This is a genomic window from Sphingomonas sp. PEI4, from assembly GCF_056679955.1.
Genome location: NZ_JBWXPI010000006.1, coordinates 31,251 through 46,772, shown reverse-complemented (window position 1 = coordinate 46,772; position 15,522 = coordinate 31,251). Strand labels below are relative to the sequence as shown.

The 15,522-nt window shown below is 62.5% G+C and carries 17 protein-coding genes and 3 pseudogenes; 15 read left to right on the top strand and 5 right to left on the bottom strand.

The window, feature by feature from the left end; translation table 11 throughout:
• Nucleotides 1-12: 12 nt before the first annotated feature.
• Nucleotides 13-888, bottom strand: coding sequence for an SDR family oxidoreductase (locus tag AC1MLZ_RS24285; protein WP_480962389.1), 876 nt, complete (start codon nt 886-888; stop codon nt 13-15).
• Between the two features lie 22 nt (nt 889-910).
• Complete coding sequence (locus AC1MLZ_RS24280) at nt 911-1,951, bottom strand: aldo/keto reductase (RefSeq protein ID WP_480962388.1); 1,041 nt, start codon at nt 1,949-1,951, stop codon at nt 911-913.
• 163 nt (nt 1,952-2,114) lie between these two features.
• Between AC1MLZ_RS24280 and AC1MLZ_RS24275 the strand changes: the two genes are divergently transcribed.
• The 3 genes from AC1MLZ_RS24275 to AC1MLZ_RS24265 are packed head-to-tail and all read left to right on the top strand — an operon-like array spanning nt 2,115 to nt 4,975.
• On the top strand, nt 2,115-2,942 hold the full coding sequence (locus AC1MLZ_RS24275) for an SDR family NAD(P)-dependent oxidoreductase (RefSeq protein ID WP_480962387.1): 828 nt from the start codon (nt 2,115-2,117) through the stop codon (nt 2,940-2,942).
• A gap of 4 nt (nt 2,943-2,946) precedes the next feature.
• Nucleotides 2,947-3,675, top strand: a complete 729-nt coding sequence (locus AC1MLZ_RS24270; RefSeq protein WP_480962386.1) for an SDR family oxidoreductase — start codon at nt 2,947-2,949, stop codon at nt 3,673-3,675.
• Nucleotides 3,676-3,715: 40 nt separating this feature from the next.
• Nucleotides 3,716-4,975 (top strand): NAD(P)/FAD-dependent oxidoreductase, encoded by a 1,260-nt coding sequence (locus tag AC1MLZ_RS24265; protein WP_480962385.1) that lies wholly within the window; start codon nt 3,716-3,718, stop codon nt 4,973-4,975.
• Here the strand turns inward: AC1MLZ_RS24265 and AC1MLZ_RS24260 are convergent.
• Complete coding sequence (locus AC1MLZ_RS24260) at nt 4,938-6,143, bottom strand: CynX/NimT family MFS transporter (protein WP_480962384.1); 1,206 nt, start codon at nt 6,141-6,143, stop codon at nt 4,938-4,940. The two genes, AC1MLZ_RS24265 and AC1MLZ_RS24260, sit on opposite strands and share 38 nt — an antisense overlap.
• Before the next feature lie 108 nt (nt 6,144-6,251).
• Here AC1MLZ_RS24260 and AC1MLZ_RS24255 point away from each other — a divergent pair, with 108 nt between their 5' ends.
• The 3 genes from AC1MLZ_RS24255 to AC1MLZ_RS24245 are packed head-to-tail and all read left to right on the top strand — an operon-like array spanning nt 6,252 to nt 9,312.
• Nucleotides 6,252-7,283, top strand: coding sequence for an amidohydrolase family protein (locus AC1MLZ_RS24255; protein WP_480962467.1), 1,032 nt, complete (start codon nt 6,252-6,254; stop codon nt 7,281-7,283).
• A 23-nt stretch (nt 7,284-7,306) separates the two neighbouring features.
• Complete coding sequence (locus AC1MLZ_RS24250) at nt 7,307-8,599, top strand: cytochrome P450 (RefSeq protein ID WP_480962383.1); 1,293 nt, start codon at nt 7,307-7,309, stop codon at nt 8,597-8,599.
• The gene (locus tag AC1MLZ_RS24245; protein ID WP_480962382.1) at nt 8,596-9,312 is read left to right on the top strand and encodes an SDR family NAD(P)-dependent oxidoreductase; all 717 of its coding nucleotides are present in this window, start codon (nt 8,596-8,598) and stop codon (nt 9,310-9,312) included. The genes AC1MLZ_RS24250 and AC1MLZ_RS24245 overlap by 4 nt, the downstream gene beginning before the upstream one ends.
• Before the next feature lie 10 nt (nt 9,313-9,322).
• Here the strand turns inward: AC1MLZ_RS24245 and AC1MLZ_RS24240 are convergent, their stop codons facing one another.
• Together AC1MLZ_RS24240 and AC1MLZ_RS24235 are read right to left on the bottom strand one after the other, a co-directional pair.
• A complete protein-coding gene (locus AC1MLZ_RS24240) occupies nt 9,323-10,099 on the bottom strand; it encodes an SDR family oxidoreductase (RefSeq protein WP_480962381.1) in 777 nt (258 codons plus the stop codon).
• Nucleotides 10,100-10,190: 91 nt separating this feature from the next.
• Nucleotides 10,191-10,366, bottom strand: a pseudogene (locus AC1MLZ_RS24235) (helix-turn-helix domain-containing protein); the annotation flags it as partial.
• Between the two features lie 91 nt (nt 10,367-10,457).
• On the opposite strand from AC1MLZ_RS24235, the gene AC1MLZ_RS24230 reads away from it, so the two are divergent.
• The 9 genes and pseudogenes from AC1MLZ_RS24230 (at nt 10,458) to AC1MLZ_RS24190 (ending at nt 15,516) form a co-directional block, all read left to right on the top strand.
• Nucleotides 10,458-10,592 (top strand): hypothetical protein, encoded by a 135-nt coding sequence (locus AC1MLZ_RS24230; RefSeq protein ID WP_480962380.1) that lies wholly within the window; start codon nt 10,458-10,460, stop codon nt 10,590-10,592.
• On the top strand, nt 10,573-11,280 hold the full coding sequence (locus AC1MLZ_RS24225; RefSeq protein ID WP_480962379.1) for a CoA transferase subunit A: 708 nt from the start codon (nt 10,573-10,575) through the stop codon (nt 11,278-11,280). Before AC1MLZ_RS24230 ends, AC1MLZ_RS24225 begins: the two co-directional genes overlap by 20 nt.
• Complete coding sequence (locus tag AC1MLZ_RS24220) at nt 11,280-11,921, top strand: 3-oxoacid CoA-transferase subunit B (protein ID WP_480962378.1); 642 nt, start codon at nt 11,280-11,282, stop codon at nt 11,919-11,921. The genes AC1MLZ_RS24225 and AC1MLZ_RS24220 overlap by 1 nt, the downstream gene beginning before the upstream one ends.
• Nucleotides 11,922-11,935: 14 nt before the next feature.
• Nucleotides 11,936-12,801 (top strand): annotated as a pseudogene (locus AC1MLZ_RS24215) (acetyl-CoA C-acyltransferase); the annotation flags it as partial.
• Nucleotides 12,802-12,998: 197 nt separating this feature from the next.
• A complete protein-coding gene (locus AC1MLZ_RS24210; protein WP_480962377.1) occupies nt 12,999-13,979 on the top strand; it encodes a hypothetical protein in 981 nt (326 codons plus the stop codon).
• Between the two features lie 83 nt (nt 13,980-14,062).
• Nucleotides 14,063-14,260 carry a hypothetical protein gene (locus AC1MLZ_RS24205; protein WP_480962376.1) on the top strand — a complete coding sequence of 66 codons (198 nt, stop codon included), beginning with the start codon at nt 14,063-14,065 and terminating at the stop codon, nt 14,258-14,260.
• A complete protein-coding gene (locus tag AC1MLZ_RS24200; RefSeq protein ID WP_480962375.1) occupies nt 14,257-14,478 on the top strand; it encodes an ArsR/SmtB family transcription factor in 222 nt (73 codons plus the stop codon). Before AC1MLZ_RS24205 ends, AC1MLZ_RS24200 begins: the two co-directional genes overlap by 4 nt.
• Nucleotides 14,479-14,489: 11 nt before the next feature.
• A pseudogene (gene arsC / locus AC1MLZ_RS24195) lies at nt 14,490-14,795 on the top strand (arsenate reductase (glutaredoxin)); the annotation flags it as partial.
• Between the two features lie 124 nt (nt 14,796-14,919).
• Nucleotides 14,920-15,516: a hypothetical protein gene (locus tag AC1MLZ_RS24190; RefSeq protein WP_480962374.1), complete on the top strand. Its 597-nt coding sequence runs from the start codon at nt 14,920-14,922 to the stop codon at nt 15,514-15,516.
• Nucleotides 15,517-15,522: the final 6 nt, after the last annotated feature.

Below are 15,522 nucleotides of genomic sequence, written 5' to 3'. Positions count from 1 at the left end.
AACCGGCCTTGGTCACGACGCGATGCTATCGATATCCACTGCTTCCTGCGACCGATCGTAACGCTCCTGCATGGCCTGGTTGAACTCGCGTTTTAACTTGGGATAATAGGTGATCTGGCCGCCAAGGCCGCCGGAGACGTTGATCTCGACACCGCTGATGAACGACGCCAGGTCGCTGGCTAGGAATAGCGCCACCCCGGCCACGTCCTCGGGCGTGCCGAATCGGCCGAGTGGCACCACCTTCAGGACCATTTCGTCGAATTCATCGCGCGAAACGCCCGGCGGCATCTCGCGGTAATGCCGGTCCCACTGGCCGGTGTTGATCCAGCCCATGTTCAGCGAATTGACCAGGATATTGTCGGGCGCGAGCGCCTGGCCGAGCAGCTTCGACAGCGCGATGCACGACGCGCGATTAATCACTGACGGGATGCCGTCGGGCGTGGGGATCGATCCGGCGACGGCGTTGATGTCGATGATCCGGCCCCAGCGCTGCTTGCGCATGTGCGGCACGACCGCCTGGGCCATCCGGAAATGCCCCATCTGCAGGATGTTCGCATGCGCCAGCAGCATCTCGGCGGTCAAGTTCTCCAGCGTGCCGCTCTGCCCCTGGCCCGCGTTGTTCACCAGCACGTCGACGCCTCCCCAACGCTCGGTCACCTCCGCCACGAAATCCGCGACCGACGCATCGTCGGCGACGTCGAGCCGACGGACAATCAGGTCGCCGGCGAAGGGGCGCAATTCGTCTGCGGTCGCCTGGATCGCGCTGTCCGTCCGAGCGCCGATCGCGAGCCGGCACCCTTCCTTGGCAAAGGCGGTGGCGATGCCCCGCCCGATGCCGCGCGACGCGCCGGTGACGATGACGCGTTTCGCGCTCAAGTCGATGTTCATGGCCTATCCTCTCATTGAGTTGTCAGGGTTGCAGCATGGGCTGCATCCGCTCCAGAAATCGATACGGAAAAATCTTCGGCAAAGCCGACACGCGGTTGAGGTCGGCCAGCAGATCGTCGGGAATCGTGAAATCCAGAGCGCCGAGCGTCTCCGAGATTTGTGCCGCCCGCGTCGCGCCTAGGATCACGGCGCCGACGCCTGGCCGGTTCGCCACCCAGTTGATCGCCACCTGCGCCATCGGCCGGTCGAGCGCGGTGGCGACGCGCTCCAGCTCGGCGACGATGGTCCAGTTGCGCTCGGTCAGCCGATCGAAGCGCCCCAATTCGGACACCGCCTTGACGCGCCCCGCCGCCAGCCCGCCGTCTTCGGGACGGCGATGCTTGCCCGCCAGCAGTCCGTTGCACAGCGGTGCCCATGCCAACATCCCCATGCCGACCGAGTCGCACAGGCTGGGAAACTCCAGTTCCAGCCCGCGCTCCAGCAGCGAATATTCCAGCTGTAGCGCGCAGACGGGGGCGTAGCCGCGCCATTCGGCCAGTGTCTGCGCGCGCGCCGCGTACCAGCCCGTCACGTCGGACAGCGCGACATAGCGGACCTTGCCCGCGCGCACCGCGTCGTCCAGCGCGCGCATCACCTCTTCGGCGGGCGTCACGCCGTCCCAGACGTGCAGCGTATAGAGGTCGATAAAGTCGGTCCCGAGCCGCTTCAGGCTCGCCTCAAGCGACGCCATCATCGTCTTGCGCCCGTTGCCCACGGCGTTGGGGCCGGTCTCGCCGGCGCCCAGGCTGAACTTGTCGGCGATCACCACCTTGTCGCGCGCGCCGCGCTTGGCCAGCATCGTGCCGAGCATCCGCTCGCTTTCGCCGCCGGCATAATGGTCCGCGGTGTCGATCAGATTGCCGCCCCAGTCGAGATAGCGGTCGAGGATCTCGGCCGCCGCGGCAGCGTCGCACCCCCAGGGCGCCTGGCCGAACGTCATCGTCCCCAGCGCCAGCCGGGAGACGCGCAGGCCCGAGCGGCCGAGCAAGCGGTAGCGCGCACTCTGGACGGTCTGGGAAGCCATGCATCGTCTCCTTTTCTTTTCGCTCTAGCAGTGGAATGCATTCGTTCAATATCGGAATTGCATTCTGATACCTAAACTGATCGGCGTTGACAGGAGGGGGGCTGTTCCCGCTAAAGATCCACGATCAAACGGGCGGCCAACGCCCTGCGGACAGGAGAGCGCGATGACGGGTAAGCTTGCCAGCAAAGTGGCGATCGTCACCGGGGGGGGGCAGGGACTGGGCCGCGAGACCGCGCGCACGCTGGCCCGCCACGGCGCGGCCGTCGCGATCGCGGAGCTCGACGCCACCCGCGCCGAGGATGCCGCCGCCGAGATCCGCGCCACCGGTGCCGAAGCAATCGGGATCGCCGTCGACGTCTCGGACGAGGTGCAGGTCCGGGACATGGTCGCGCGCGTCGTCGCGGCGTTCGGCGGTATCGACATCCTCCACAACAATGCCGCGATCCTGACGCCCGATCATCGCTCGAGCGACCGCGACGTCTGCAACGTGGATCACGCCACCTGGCTGCGCACGATGCAGGTCAATGCCGGGGGCGCGCTGCTCTGCTCGAAGCACGTCATTCCGCACATGATCGCACGCGGCGGCGGCTCGCTGATCCATTCCAGTTCGGGGTTCGGCGCGCAGGGCGACCTGACGCTGACCGCCTATGGCATGTCCAAGGCCGCGATTGCCCTGATGAGCAAGTCGATCGCCGCGCAATATGGCAAGCAGGGGGTCCGGTCGAACACGATCCAGATCGGCCTGGTCCTCGGCGAGAACGCGCAGCATTCGGTGCAGGGCGAGCTGCGCCAGATCATCCTCGACGCGCACCTTACCCCTGAACTCGGTCAGCCGCGCAATATCGCCGATGTCGTCGCGTTCCTCGCCTCCGACGAGGCCGCGTTCGTCACCGGAACGACGATCCCGGTCGATGGCGGCTTTTCCAGCCATGTGCCGACCGTTGCGCCGATCCGCGACTATTTCGCTCGGATCGGTGCGAACAGCTTCTGAAAGGATGGGTATGATACTCGACGGCAAGGTGGCGGTCGTGACGGGGGCGTCAGCCGGTATCGGCGAAGCGATCGCGCGTGCGCTGGCGGAAGGCGGCGCGCGGGTCCTGCTGGTCGCGCGCCGCGGCGACGTGCTCAACGGGCTGTGCGCCGCTATCGGCGAGCGGGCGTCCGGGCTGTCGTTGGACGTCGCGCATCCGGACGCGGCGGAGGCCATGCTCGATGCGGTGATCGAGCGCTTCGGCCGGGCGGACATCCTGGTCAACAACGCCGGCGTCTTCCGCGTGGGCGGGCTAGACACCTTCGAGCTGGCGACGCTCGGGCCGATGATCGCGCTGAATTACGAGGCACCGGTGCGCGCCAGCTACGTCTTCGCGCGTGCCATGAAGGCGCAGGGGCAGGGCCATATCGTCAACGTGTCGAGCATCGGGGCGAACCTGAGCTCAGCCACCGCCGGCGTGTATGGGGGGCTGAAGCGCGCGCTCGAAATCGCCAGCGATGCGCTGCGGATAGAACTCGCGGGCAGCGGCGTCCGGGTCGGGATCATCGCGCCGGGCAGCACCGATACGGGGATCTTCGACCATCTGCCCGCCGATCGCCGTGCCGCCGCCACTGCCGGACTCACTCCCCTGGCCCCGGCCGACGTGGCCGCCGCCGTCCGCTTCATGGTCGATCAGCCGCTCCATGCCAATGTGCCGCACCTGCGCCTCTACGCCAGCGGTCAGCAGCATTGATGCGCGACGTCCCCTCTTTCGAACGTCATAAGGTGGCGCAATGAGCGATTCTCTTCAGGCCCGCGTGGTCATCATCGGTGCCGGCCATGGCGGCGGGAACGCCGCCGCGGCGTTGCGCCAAGCGGGGCATCTCGGGCCGATCGACCTGATCGGGGACGAGCCGATCGTGCCCTATCACCGGCCGCCCTTGTCCAAGGCGTATCTGAAGGGCACGGCGGCGATGGAGACACTGAAGCTCCGTCCCGAAAGATGGTACGCGAACAACGGCATTGCATTGCATTTGGGGCGCGAGGCTCGGACGCTGGATCCGGTGACGCGCACCGTAACGCTCGCTGACGGGACGCCACTTTCCTATGACGTACTGATCCTGGCCACCGGATCGCGCGCGCGCCGGCTGACGATCCCGGGCGCGGACCTGGACGGCATCCATTATCTCCGCGACCTACGCGACGCGGACATGATCCGCGACGCGGTCGGGCCGGGGCGGCGTCTCGTGATCGTCGGTGGCGGCTATATCGGGCTGGAGGCGGCGGCATCGGCGCTGGCGCTCGGGACCGAGGTCGTCCTGCTCGAACGCGAGGCGCGTATCCTGTCGCGCGTCGCGTGCGAACCGCTCGCCATGTTTTTCGACGCCTATCACCGCGGCAACGGGCTGCGAATCGTCACCGGCGCGCAGGTCGAGGGTTTCGAAGGGACGGAGGACCGCGTCTCTGGGGTGCGGCTGGGCGATGGCGATGTCATCGCCTGCGACGCCGCGCTGGTCGGCGTCGGCGCGACCATCTGCGACCAATTGGCGCGCGACGCGGGTCTCACCTGCGAGGCGGGGGGAGTCGTGGTCGACGACGATGCCAGGACCTCGGTTCCCGGCATCTATGCGGTCGGTGACATGACCTGGCGGCCGATGCCGCTCTATGGCGGACGCATGTTCCGGCTGGAAAGCGTACCCAACGCGGTAGAGCAGGGCAGGCGGGCTGCGACCAACATCGTCGGCAAGGCGCCGCCGCCGCATGACGTCCCGTGGTTCTGGTCGGAGCAATATGACCTGAAACTTCAGATCGTCGGCGTGCCCTTCGATTCGCACCGGCTGGTCGTTCGCGGATCGATTCCCGACGCGAAGTTCGCCATCTTTCACCTATCGGACACCGGGCGGGTGCTCGCGGTCGAAGCGGTCAACATGCCGCAGGAGTTCATGGCTGGCCGGACGCTGGTCGGCGAGAAGCGGGTGGTGGACGCGGACCTGCTGGCGGATACCGGCGTGCCGATCAAGCAGATCGTCCAGGGTCCGCCACCCGCGCCGTGATCAGGGTATCGCGGCCGGCGCCCATGCCACTCCAGGCCAGTGCCAGTCCGATTAGGCCGAACAGCACGCCGGTCGCGGCGAAGCCGCCCGTCCAGGCGTGCAGCAAGCCTATCAACAGCGGCGCGAGCGCGGCGGGGACATAGCCGACGCACTGCGCCATGCTCGACAGGTGCGCCGCGACATGCTCGTTAGGCGAGCGGAGCAGCACCATCGTCAGCGCCAACGAGAACAGCCCGCCTTGAGCCAGTCCCTGCACCAGCGCCCAGACCCAGACCCCGCTGAGCGGCGCGAACATCAGGCCGAGCAGGCCGAAGACCCCGCCGGCTACCAGGATCGTTGCAAGCGCGCGCTGGTTGCGACTCCGCATCGCGATCGACGGGACCGTAAGGCAGGTGGCCAGCTGCACGACGATCAGCATCGACAGGACCAAGCCCGCGTCAACCGGTCGCAGTCCGCGCTCGCGTAGCATCGGCGCCAGCCAGTTCAGCACCGAGAAGGCGAGCGCCGACTGAAGGCCCATGAACATCGACACCTGCCACGCCAGCGGGTCGCGCCACAGCCCGACGACCGCGCGGACGGGATCGATCGATCCACCACGTCGTATCAGCTGCGGCACCCATAAGGCCGCCGCCACCGTCCCCGGCACTGCCCAGATCGCCAGGCCGAACTGCCAGCCTGCGTCAAGGGTATCGACCAACGGTACGGTCGCCGCGGCGGCGAACGCGGCGCCGCCCGAAATCGCCATGACGTATAATCCTGTCAGCAGCGAAGACCGGTCGGCGAAATCCCGCTTGACCAGACTCGGCAACAGGACGTTGGCGGTGGCGGTTGCCCCGCAGGCGAGGATCGAAAACACGAAGATCGTCCAGAACGCCCCGGTGGCGCGTAGCGCCGTACCGGCGGCGAATAACACCATCGCGCCGAACAGTGTGCGCTCGGTGCCACACCGGCGGGCGATGACTGGCCCTAGCGGCGCACACAGTCCGAGACATAGCACGGGAAGGGTAGTGAGCAACGCGACCTGGCTTACCGACAGCGACAAGGCCTGAATGATCTCGGGCAGCTGTACCGACAGGCTCGTAAAGATCATTCGCAGGGAGAACGCCGTACACACGATGCCTGAAACAAGCAGGGCGCGCGGACGCGGCACCACTTCTGCTGAAGCCATTTTTTAGTCCTTTTCTGGATAGGCTGCCGACCTCGATCAATACGCACTTGCGGAAGTCTATTCGAATATGAGAATATGGTTCTAACAATAATATAAATGAGGATGCATATGCTGATCGACGTGCACGCCCACCTGCTCTCGCCGGGCATGCTGAACCGCCACGCGTTCTGGGGGCCCTTCATGAAGATGCAGGGGCTGACCGTCGGGCATTTCTCGCTCGGCACCAAGCAGCCTACCAAGGCGGCCAGCGATGCCGAGGCCGAGTCGAACCTGCTGGCGCGCATGACGCATGCGGCGCGGATCAAGCTTATGGACGCGCGCGGTGTCGACAAGCTGGTGCTGTCGGTTCCCTCGCACGCGTTCATGTATTGGGCGGGCGATTTCGGCAACGACTATGCCCGTATCTGTAACGACGAACTGTCCGCCTTCTGTCGGGTGATGCCCGACCGTTTCGATTTCTGGGCGCATGCTAATCTCGCGGATCCTGCGGCCGCGGTCCTAGAGATCGATCGTGCGGTTCGCGTCCTCGGCGCCAAGGGCCTGTGCGTCGGTGGCACCAATTTCGACGGTATCCAGACCTACGACGAACGGCTGTTCCCGGTATGGGAGAAGCTTGCTGAGCTCGACGTTCCGATCATGGTCCACGGCTTCAACCAGTCGATCTACCTGGGCGACCGACACCACGAGGATCGGTTCGAAACGACGTCGATCGTCGGCGACTGCGTTGATGAGACCCTGTTCTTCTGGTATCTGATCTGCGGGGGCGCGCTCGATGCATTTCCGACGTTAAAATCCTATATTACCCATGCCGGCGGCATGGCAGTGTTCCAGCTGGGGCGCCTGTCCGAACTCAATGGTGCAATGGCGCCCGATGCGCGCAACCAACGACCGTTGCTCGAATACATGCCGAATTTCTACTTCGACCTCGACGTCCATCATCCGGCCCTGCGGCGCGGCGTCGTCGAGGTCGTGGGCACCGACCGGCTGGTCTACGGCACGAATTTCGGCGGGGCCTATGATTACGGCGACCTCACCGCAGGCATCGGCCTGTCGGACTCCGACCGCGAAAAGATACGCAGCACGAACGCGATCGAGCTGTTGAAGCTCGACGTGCGCGGCGAACAGGCCGTGGCAGCGTGAACCAGAACTCCAGGAGAGATTCGATGGCTACCGCAATGGACCCACAGGACGCGCGTGCGATGGCGAAGAGCTTCCAGTCCGTGAGCGACAATTTCGGCGGGACGCTCGAGGATCCGTTGCCCTTCTATCGCGAACGCATGCGAGAGACGCCAGTGATGAAGGGCGATATCCTCGAGGAGCTGGGCGTTCCGTCGATCTTCGGCAACGCGAAGGGGCGGCCGGTCTACACGCTGTTCCGCCACGCCGATATCGGTGCGGTGCTGCGCGACCAGGATTCCTTCACGAGCAGCCTGATTGGCGAGGGGCTCGGCAGTTTCATGGGCACGTTCATGCTGACCGCGATGGACGGCGCCTATCACCGCCGTATGCGCGCGCTGCTGCAGCCGTGCTTCATGCCTCCGGTCCTCAAGGAATGGCGCGAATCGTTGATCGAGCCGGTCATCCGTAACGAATTTATCGGGCCGCTGGTGCCGCACGGCAAGGCGGATCTGATCAAGGACGTCGGCCTCGGATTTCCGGTGCGCGTGATCTACGCCATTCTCGGCTTTCCCGACGATCCCGCAGGCATGGAGGTGTTCGCCACGATGGCGCTCAAGATACTGTCCGGCCCGAAGCGCGACCCCGAGGACGCGATGCGCGCCCGTACCGAGGCGCTCGCGGCATCGCAGGCGCTCCACGACCATGTGAAGCCGCTGGTAGAGAAGCGCCGCGGCGAGGGTTCAGGGGGTAACGACCTCATCGGACGTCTGCTGCGCACCGAGTATGAAGGGACGACCCTGTCCGACGAGCAAGTGACGGATTTCGTGCGCATGCTGCTGCCCGCGGCGGCAGAAACCACGACGCGGACGTTCGGCAGCCTGATGATCCTGCTGCTGGAACGTCCCGAGCTGCTCGCCCGCGTCCGTGCGGATCGCAAATTGATCGGCAAGGCGATCGACGAAGCAGTCCGGTTCGAACCGGTCGCGACCTTCAAGGCGCGCGAAGCCGCGCGCGACGTCGAGATTGGCGGAGTCGCAATCCCCAAGGGCTCGATCGTGTCGATGGTGATCCAGACCGCCAATCGCGATCCGGACGTCTTCGACAATCCCGACACGTTCGACATCGATCGCCGGCCCAAGCCCAGCTTCGGCTTTGGCTACGGCGTGCACATGTGCATCGGGCTCTTCGTCGCGAAGGCGGAGATCGAAGCCGCGGTCAATGCAGTGTTCGACCTGCTGCCGAACGTCCGGTTCGATCCCGACATGCCCGCGCCTCGGGTCAAGGGCGTCGGCCTGCGCGGGCCAGATTCGGTTCATGTCGTCTGGGATGTTGCATGAAACAGACGATCGCCATCGTTGGAGCCGGGCCCATGCTTGGCCTATCGGTCGCGCGCGCATTCGGCGCGCGGGGCTATGCGGTGGCGCTGATCGCCCGGCGACAGACCGCGCTCGACGCGTTGATCAACGAACTGGCGGTCGACGGCATTGACGCTGCCGGCTTCGTCGCGGATCTCACCGACGAGGCGCAGCTCGCGGCTGCATTCGTGGCGATCAAAACGCGATTCGGGCGGGTCAACGTGCTCGAATTTAGCCCGCTCGCAATGGCGTTCGTGTCACCGTCGCAGGTGACGGCAGAGGTTGCGCGATTGGCGTTCGAATTTCTCACCATCGGCGCCATCAACGCCGTGCGGCAGGTGCTACCCGACATGCAGTTGCGCGGCGAGGGGGCCCTGCTGTTCGCGAACGGCCGGTCCTCGCTGCTGCCGATGAAGCTGCTTGGCTCGATGGGCCTCGGATCGGCGGCGCTGCGCAACTATGTCTACGGCCTCGGCGAAGAGCTGAAGGACAGCGGCATCTATGTCGGCACCGTCCCCGTCCTCGCGCGCATGGACCGCGCGGCCGCGGATGCCGTCGCGGGGCTGTACCTCACCATGATCGCCGAACGCGACCGGATCGAATGCGTCTACGGCGACGACGACTCGAGCGACGCGGGGCGCGAGATCTCCGCGATCACGCAGCGCGCCGCGCCGTTTCACAAGCCCGGCGGCTGACGACGCTCCGCTATATCAGCCCCGCATAGGCGCCGCCGTCGATCTGCACATTCTGCCCGGTGATATAGCCCGCCTGCGCGGAACAAAGATAGGCACAGGCGTCGCCGAACTCTTCGGGCGTGCCGAACCGGCCTGCGGGTACGGGCCGCAGCATGTCGGCGCGGGCTTCGTTCTTGCTGATCTTTTCGTGTCGCGCGACACGAGCGATCATGCCTTGCAGCCTGGCGGTCTCGATCCGCTCGGGCAGCAGGTTGTTGATCGTTACGTTGTCGCACGCCACCTCGCGCGACAGCGCCTTCGAAAAGGCGGTCAGGCCCGCCCGTGGCGCGGTCGACAGTCCCATGGGCAGGTGCGGTGACTTCACCATCGCCGACGTAATGTTGACGATCCGCCCGAACTGGCGCGCGCGCATGCCCGGGATGACCTGAGTGATCAACAGGATGGCGCTGAGCATGTTGGCCTTCAGCGCGGCGATCCAGGCGTCTTCGTCCCACTGGTCGTACCGCCCCGGCCTTGGCCCGCCATTGTTCGTCACTAGAATATCAATCTCAGGGGCAGCGGCCAGCAGTGCTGCGCGGCCCCCGGCGCTGCCGACGTCCGCAATCACAGGTGTTACTTTCCCACCATGGAGAGCTATAATAGCGCTTGCCTCGCGCAAAGCGACCGGATCGCGCCCGTTGATGAGTACATGGCATCCCTCACGCGCAAACGCGCTTGCACAGGCGAACCCTAGCCCACGCGACGAAGCGCATATGAGTGCCGTCCGCCCGGACAGTCCAAGGTTCATTGCCGTCATCCTACACAAATAATCGGCAGCCTTAAAGCTACCGGTAGCCAGGGCGCAAAGTCCGTTTTGTGCAAATCAGTCTCTGAATTTCGGTCAATTCCACGCGGCGATTGGTGCTAACGAAGAGAGATTGGCCGAGACCTTTTTGAGCTTGGAGATTCCGACCGAAAGGATCGGTTGCGATACATTGCAGGCTGCCACCGCTCTGGAGAAGTTACCGGTTTCCAGCACCCAGAGGAAATAGCGTAGATGGTGACGGTCTATCATAGACGATTTCTATGCTTTCCCCCCGTTTCTTTCAATTTTGTCGTCGGCTGATGACCGCGTAAATGCGTTGCAACGACGGCAGGAGACGGCGATGGCGGAGATGAATTCCGGATTGGGCGAGATGGCGGAAGCCATTCGGGACACCACGCGCCGGTTTGCGCTCGATCATATCGAACCCTGGCCTTTCTCGATCGAAAGAGAAACTGATGAACAAGCTATTTTCTGACGCAGCCTCCGCGCTTCAAGGGCTGTTGACCGAAGGAATGATGATTTGCGCCGGAGGCTTCGGGCTCTGCGGTATTCCGGAACGGCTGATTGACGCAATCGAGGCGTCGGGGGTTAATAACCTGACGATAGCCAGCAACAATGCCGGCATCGACGGCGAGGGGCTCGGCAAGTTGCTGCGGACGCGCCAGGTCAAAAAGATGATCAGCTCCTACGTTGGCGAGAACAAGGAATTCGAACGGCAATATCTAAGCGGCGAACTCGAGGTAGAGTTCTGCCCACAAGGCACGCTCGCCGAGCGCTGCCGGGCGGGCGGCGCCGGTATCCCCGGCTTCTACACTAAAACCGGCGTCGGCACCCTGGTAGCTAACGGCAAAGAGGTGAAGAGCTTTGACGGCGAGGACTACATCCTCGAGCGCGGGATCCGCGCCGATCTTGCCATCATCAAGGGCTGGAAGGCCGATGAGATGGGTAACCTCATTTTTCGCAAGACGGCACGCAACTTCAATCAGCCGATGGCAACCGCGGGGAGGGTGTGTGTCGCTGAAGTGGAGGAGATCGTACCGGTCGGCAGCCTTGATCCGGATTCGATACATTTGCCCGGCATCTATGTGCAGCGGCTTATCCTGGGTGCGCCGTATGACAAGAAAGTCGAATTTCGCACTGTTCGCGACAGGGAGGGCGCATAATGGCTTGGGACCGCAATCAAATGGCCGCGCGCGCCGCGCGCGAATTAAAGGACGGCTTCTACGTCAACCTCGGGATCGGTATCCCGACTCTGGTCGCTAATAATATCCCAGTGGGCGTCACAGTGACGCTGCAGTCGGAAAACGGGATGCTGGGTATCGGCCCATTTCCGTATGACGACGAGGTCGATCCCGACCTGATCAACGCCGGCAAGCAAACGATCTCCGAACTGCCAAGCTCCTCCTATTTCGGATCGTCGGACAGTTTTGCGATGATCCGCGGCGGCCATATAGACCTGACAGTGCTCGGTGCGATGGAGGTCAGCGAAGGCGGCGACATCGCCAACTGGATGATCCCCGGCAAGATGATCAAGGGCATGGGTGGCGCGATGGATCTCGTCGCAGGCGTGAAAAAGATCATCGTGGTCATGGACCATACCGCTAAGGACGGCAGTCCGAAGTTCATACGCAAATGCACGTTGCCGTTGACTGGCAGGAACGTAGTCGACATGATCGTGACAGATCTCGCGGTGTTCAAGCGATCGGATCACCGATCTCCCTTCGAACTTCTGGAATGTGCGCCAGGCGTCACGGTCGAGCATGTCGCGCGCTTCACGACAGCGCATTTCATCTGCCGCCAATGATATAGGACCGCATCATGATCGGTATCGTCATCACCGATGCAAAGCGCACGCCAGTCGGAAGCTTCCTTGGCGTGTTCGCAACCACTACGGCACACGAGCTTGGCCGCACTGCGAACAAGGCTGCGCTCGAACAGGCGTGCGTTTCGGGGAGGGCGTTTCGTAAGTCATTCTGGGGCAGGTGCTGACTGCAGCGCAGGGCCAGAACCCTGCCCGCCAAGCGGCGATGGCAGCGGGCGTTCCAAGGAAATCCCTGCGTGAGTCGTTAATCAGGTTTGCGGGTCAGGCCTGCGTGTAGTTGCTCTTGCCGCCCGGCAATCGCGACAGGCGATGCAACTGTTGTTGTCGCGGGCGGCCAAGAGTCCATGTCGATGTCCGTCCATGCCCAACAGATCCGCAGCGGTTAGAAAATGGGCGACCTTAGCCTTATTGACACGATGGTGAAGGATGGGCTGACCGACGCCTTCAACGGCTACCAGATGGGCATCACGGCTGAGAATCTGGCCGAGCGATATCAGGTGACGCGCGCAGATCAGAACGCTTTTTCCATTCGCTAGCAAAATCTGGCGGAGGCCGCCCGGGCTGCAGGTCGGTTCAAGGCCGAAATTGCACCCGTCACCGTCGAGGGCCGCAAGGGTGATACGATCATTGCCGACGACGAATATACGTAGCGGCGTGACAATCGATAGCATCTTTGGGATTCGGCCTGCCTTCAAGAAAGGTGGCACCGTCACCGCCGCCAATGCCAGCGGCCTGAATGACGGCGCCGAATTGCTAGTGATGATGAGCCGGGAGGAGGCCGATCGCTGCAAATCGCCGATCTTGGCGACTATCAGGAGCTGGGCCTCAGTTGGCGTAGACCCCGTCGATCATGGGCATTGGTAGTCTGCTATAAGTGGTGCTTATTAGTCCAGTCCTTTTTACGCCGTTCAGACAGGTATAAAGTACCGACTATTGGTAGGTCTGCGAAAGGCATACCTAAAAAAGACTGTCGCGCCGCAAAAAAACAAAAGCCCGGCTATTGGAGTGGGAGCCATAACCACTAGGATGCTGAAGCAATTAATTGAATCGGGACGACGGGTGACGGCAACAACACAAGGGGAAGCCAGCGGGCTGACCGACTACTCGCGCTTTAGACCCTGGTCGTTGCTCATACCTCCAGCACTTATCGCAGGCTTGTTCAGCCTCTTGCCAAATATCTATAGCTCACTAACATCTCCAGACGCAAAGCTCACGTACTATATTGTGACGGGTCCTGCTTTACCGTCTGGCAATGTAGAAGATCGCATCTACTACGTTACCGTTACGAATGCTGGCGATACTAAGATCTCAGGTATCAAGGCAATCGGGCACATCAAGGGCGGGACATTCCAGCAAGTCGTTAGCTCGTCGCCGGAACGTGACGATCTTGCAGTTAGTAAGGTGGGTGGTTCGGTTAAGATGACAGTGCCAACTCTCCTCAGAGGGGAAAGTGCTGCTATGACGATGCTGGTCCGAACTCCGGCGAGCGGCAGCAGTCCGGTTTTCAACGTCAGAAGCGACGACACAAGGGGCGTGCTAGAATACCCTAGCAGCATCGCAAATAGACAAACTAAAGACCTATTTACAGCATTGGCCGCGCTCCTTTCTGGGCTAGGTGCTGTGTTGGGGGCGTTATCTAGCAGGATCATACTACGTCGAAATTTTAAAACACCAGATCGAGCTGAAATAATTTGGTTCGTCGTTCATTCACTGCGGTTGGACCGAATGCTACCCCTTATGCCGGTTAACTGGACCGAGATGCGCTATTCAGCGGTCTCGGACCTTCTCGAAAGATGCTTTGAGGAGGGCGATGAACGTGAAAAGAAACTAGTAATAGCAGGTTTTAAGTCCTTGTTTCTTGCGCCCATGATCGTGCCTACCTCTCGAAATATAATAATTGATGACCTGAAAAGGCTGGATCCCTCCTTTGACGAAGGCGAGGAAATGGCTCTTAAAGATCTTAGGGCAAAATCTAGGACTCAGCAAGGATATCGGGAGAACGTAAGGACACTTGTTTCCCGCGCGCGGAGTGGAGCCTAGTGGTCGCAAGCCCGTTAAATTTCGGTCAGTATCCTTCGCCAATCAGGCACGTAACAGGTGTCTTCGAATAAGAAGGAAATTCAATGTTATCGAGTGAAGCGGAAACGCTTCTGGTGCTTCTGCGGGCAGCTGGCGCGATGGACGGCCAAGATATCGAGGTGCAAACGGGCTTTGATGAAGAAGCTATCAAAAACGCGGCGGTGGAATTGCGGGAAGAGGGGCTCGTGAAACTCAGCGGAGCGCCGGATGCTAATGAAGAAAGCGGCATGGCGATTGATTGACTGACTATTTCGACGTGCCGCAAAACACCATGTCCGCGCACCTCGGCATTCTCGCCCGTGCAGGACTGGTCCAGTCCGAACGCCATAGCCGCTCGATCATCTACCGCGCCGATCTGGACGGCCTGCGCGCGCTGACGCTGTTCCTCGTCAAGGACTGCTTCGCAGGCAACGCGGAACTGCCCGCGCCGCTCATCGCCGAACTCGCTCCCTGCTGCTGAAAGGACGCCCCGTGGCCGTCGATATCGTCATCTATCACAACCCCGAGTGCGGCACGTCGCGCAACGCCCTCGCCATGATCCGCAATGCCGGCATTGAGCCGCATGTGGTCGAGTATCTGAAGACCCCGCCCGCACGCGCGCTACTGGTCGAGCTGATCGACCGCGCCGGCATGACAGCCCGCGAGAAGGGCACACCCTATGCGGAGCTGGGTCTGGGCGACACGTCCCTGTCCGACGACGCACTGCTCGATGCGATGATGGCGCACCCGGTTCTCATCAACCGGCCGCTGGTCGTCTCGCCACTCGGCGTGAAGCTGTGATACCGGCAATGTGTGAGGGAGTTTTCGCATTATTCGTCCGATAAATATTTTGCGCAATTGGCGCGATACCTGGCGCACCCGAAATTCGGATAGCGTTTATCGATCCGAATTTATTGATGCTGTGCGTTTCACGCGCAGCCTGGGCTTCGCCGTCCCCCCGATTGTTTGTGCCCGACCGGTCGAACTTCATAGCGAAGAACTCATACGGCGCAGCCTTGGCGCAGCAGGGTTGTCGGATGCGCGTGGGTCAGCCGGTCAGTGCCTGAAGTGGTCACATTTTCTTGCGCCCTACGTTTCCGAAGTTGCCGGCTGTCCGGCTTGGGTAACGCTCGGCCAGCTCTGGAAAGGCGAGGCGGCAGTATTCGACCCCGCGGCGGAGGATGTGATGCGATGGGTAGCGCACGGTATCCGCATGGCTGATCTGAAATCGGGGGAGGGGCTAAACGTACATGCTTGGATCACCTTGGCGACGGGGGAAATCGTCGAGCCGACTTTGATGACCACGATTGCCTCATGCCACGATCATTACCGCGACTTCGACGGTGCAGTGATGATGGCTGAAGCCGATAAATTTACGCCTCATCGATATGTCCCGCTGGCGGTAGGCCGCGATATTGTGGAGGGGATCGCCCGCCGATCCAGCATCCCGCTGCTGGCGGAAGATGTAGCCGAGCTAACGATGGTAGGCGTGATTCTGGGCGGGCCAGACCTCGCATAAACGGTC

Bases quoted from the DNA above. Each gene is read 5' to 3' on its own strand.
- AC1MLZ_RS24285 (WP_480962389.1), bottom strand. From the start codon at position 888: ATGAACATCGACTTGAGCGCGAAACGCGTCATCGTCACCGGCGCGTCG.
- AC1MLZ_RS24280 (WP_480962388.1), bottom strand. From the start codon at position 1,951: ATGGCTTCCCAGACCGTCCAGAGTGCGCGCTACCGCTTGCTCGGCCGC.
- AC1MLZ_RS24275 (WP_480962387.1), top strand. From the start codon at position 2,115: ATGACGGGTAAGCTTGCCAGCAAAGTGGCGATCGTCACCGGGGGGGGG.
- AC1MLZ_RS24270 (WP_480962386.1), top strand. From the start codon at position 2,947: ATGGGTATGATACTCGACGGCAAGGTGGCGGTCGTGACGGGGGCGTCA.
- AC1MLZ_RS24265 (WP_480962385.1), top strand. From the start codon at position 3,716: ATGAGCGATTCTCTTCAGGCCCGCGTGGTCATCATCGGTGCCGGCCAT.
- AC1MLZ_RS24260 (WP_480962384.1), bottom strand. From the start codon at position 6,143: ATGGCTTCAGCAGAAGTGGTGCCGCGTCCGCGCGCCCTGCTTGTTTCA.
- AC1MLZ_RS24255 (WP_480962467.1), top strand. From the start codon at position 6,252: ATGCTGATCGACGTGCACGCCCACCTGCTCTCGCCGGGCATGCTGAAC.
- AC1MLZ_RS24250 (WP_480962383.1), top strand. From the start codon at position 7,307: ATGGCTACCGCAATGGACCCACAGGACGCGCGTGCGATGGCGAAGAGC.
- AC1MLZ_RS24245 (WP_480962382.1), top strand. From the start codon at position 8,596: ATGAAACAGACGATCGCCATCGTTGGAGCCGGGCCCATGCTTGGCCTA.
- AC1MLZ_RS24240 (WP_480962381.1), bottom strand. From the start codon at position 10,099: ATGAACCTTGGACTGTCCGGGCGGACGGCACTCATATGCGCTTCGTCG.
- AC1MLZ_RS24230 (WP_480962380.1), top strand. From the start codon at position 10,458: ATGGCGGAGATGAATTCCGGATTGGGCGAGATGGCGGAAGCCATTCGG.
- AC1MLZ_RS24225 (WP_480962379.1), top strand. From the start codon at position 10,573: ATGAACAAGCTATTTTCTGACGCAGCCTCCGCGCTTCAAGGGCTGTTG.
- AC1MLZ_RS24220 (WP_480962378.1), top strand. From the start codon at position 11,280: ATGGCTTGGGACCGCAATCAAATGGCCGCGCGCGCCGCGCGCGAATTA.
- AC1MLZ_RS24205 (WP_480962376.1), top strand. From the start codon at position 14,063: ATGTTATCGAGTGAAGCGGAAACGCTTCTGGTGCTTCTGCGGGCAGCT.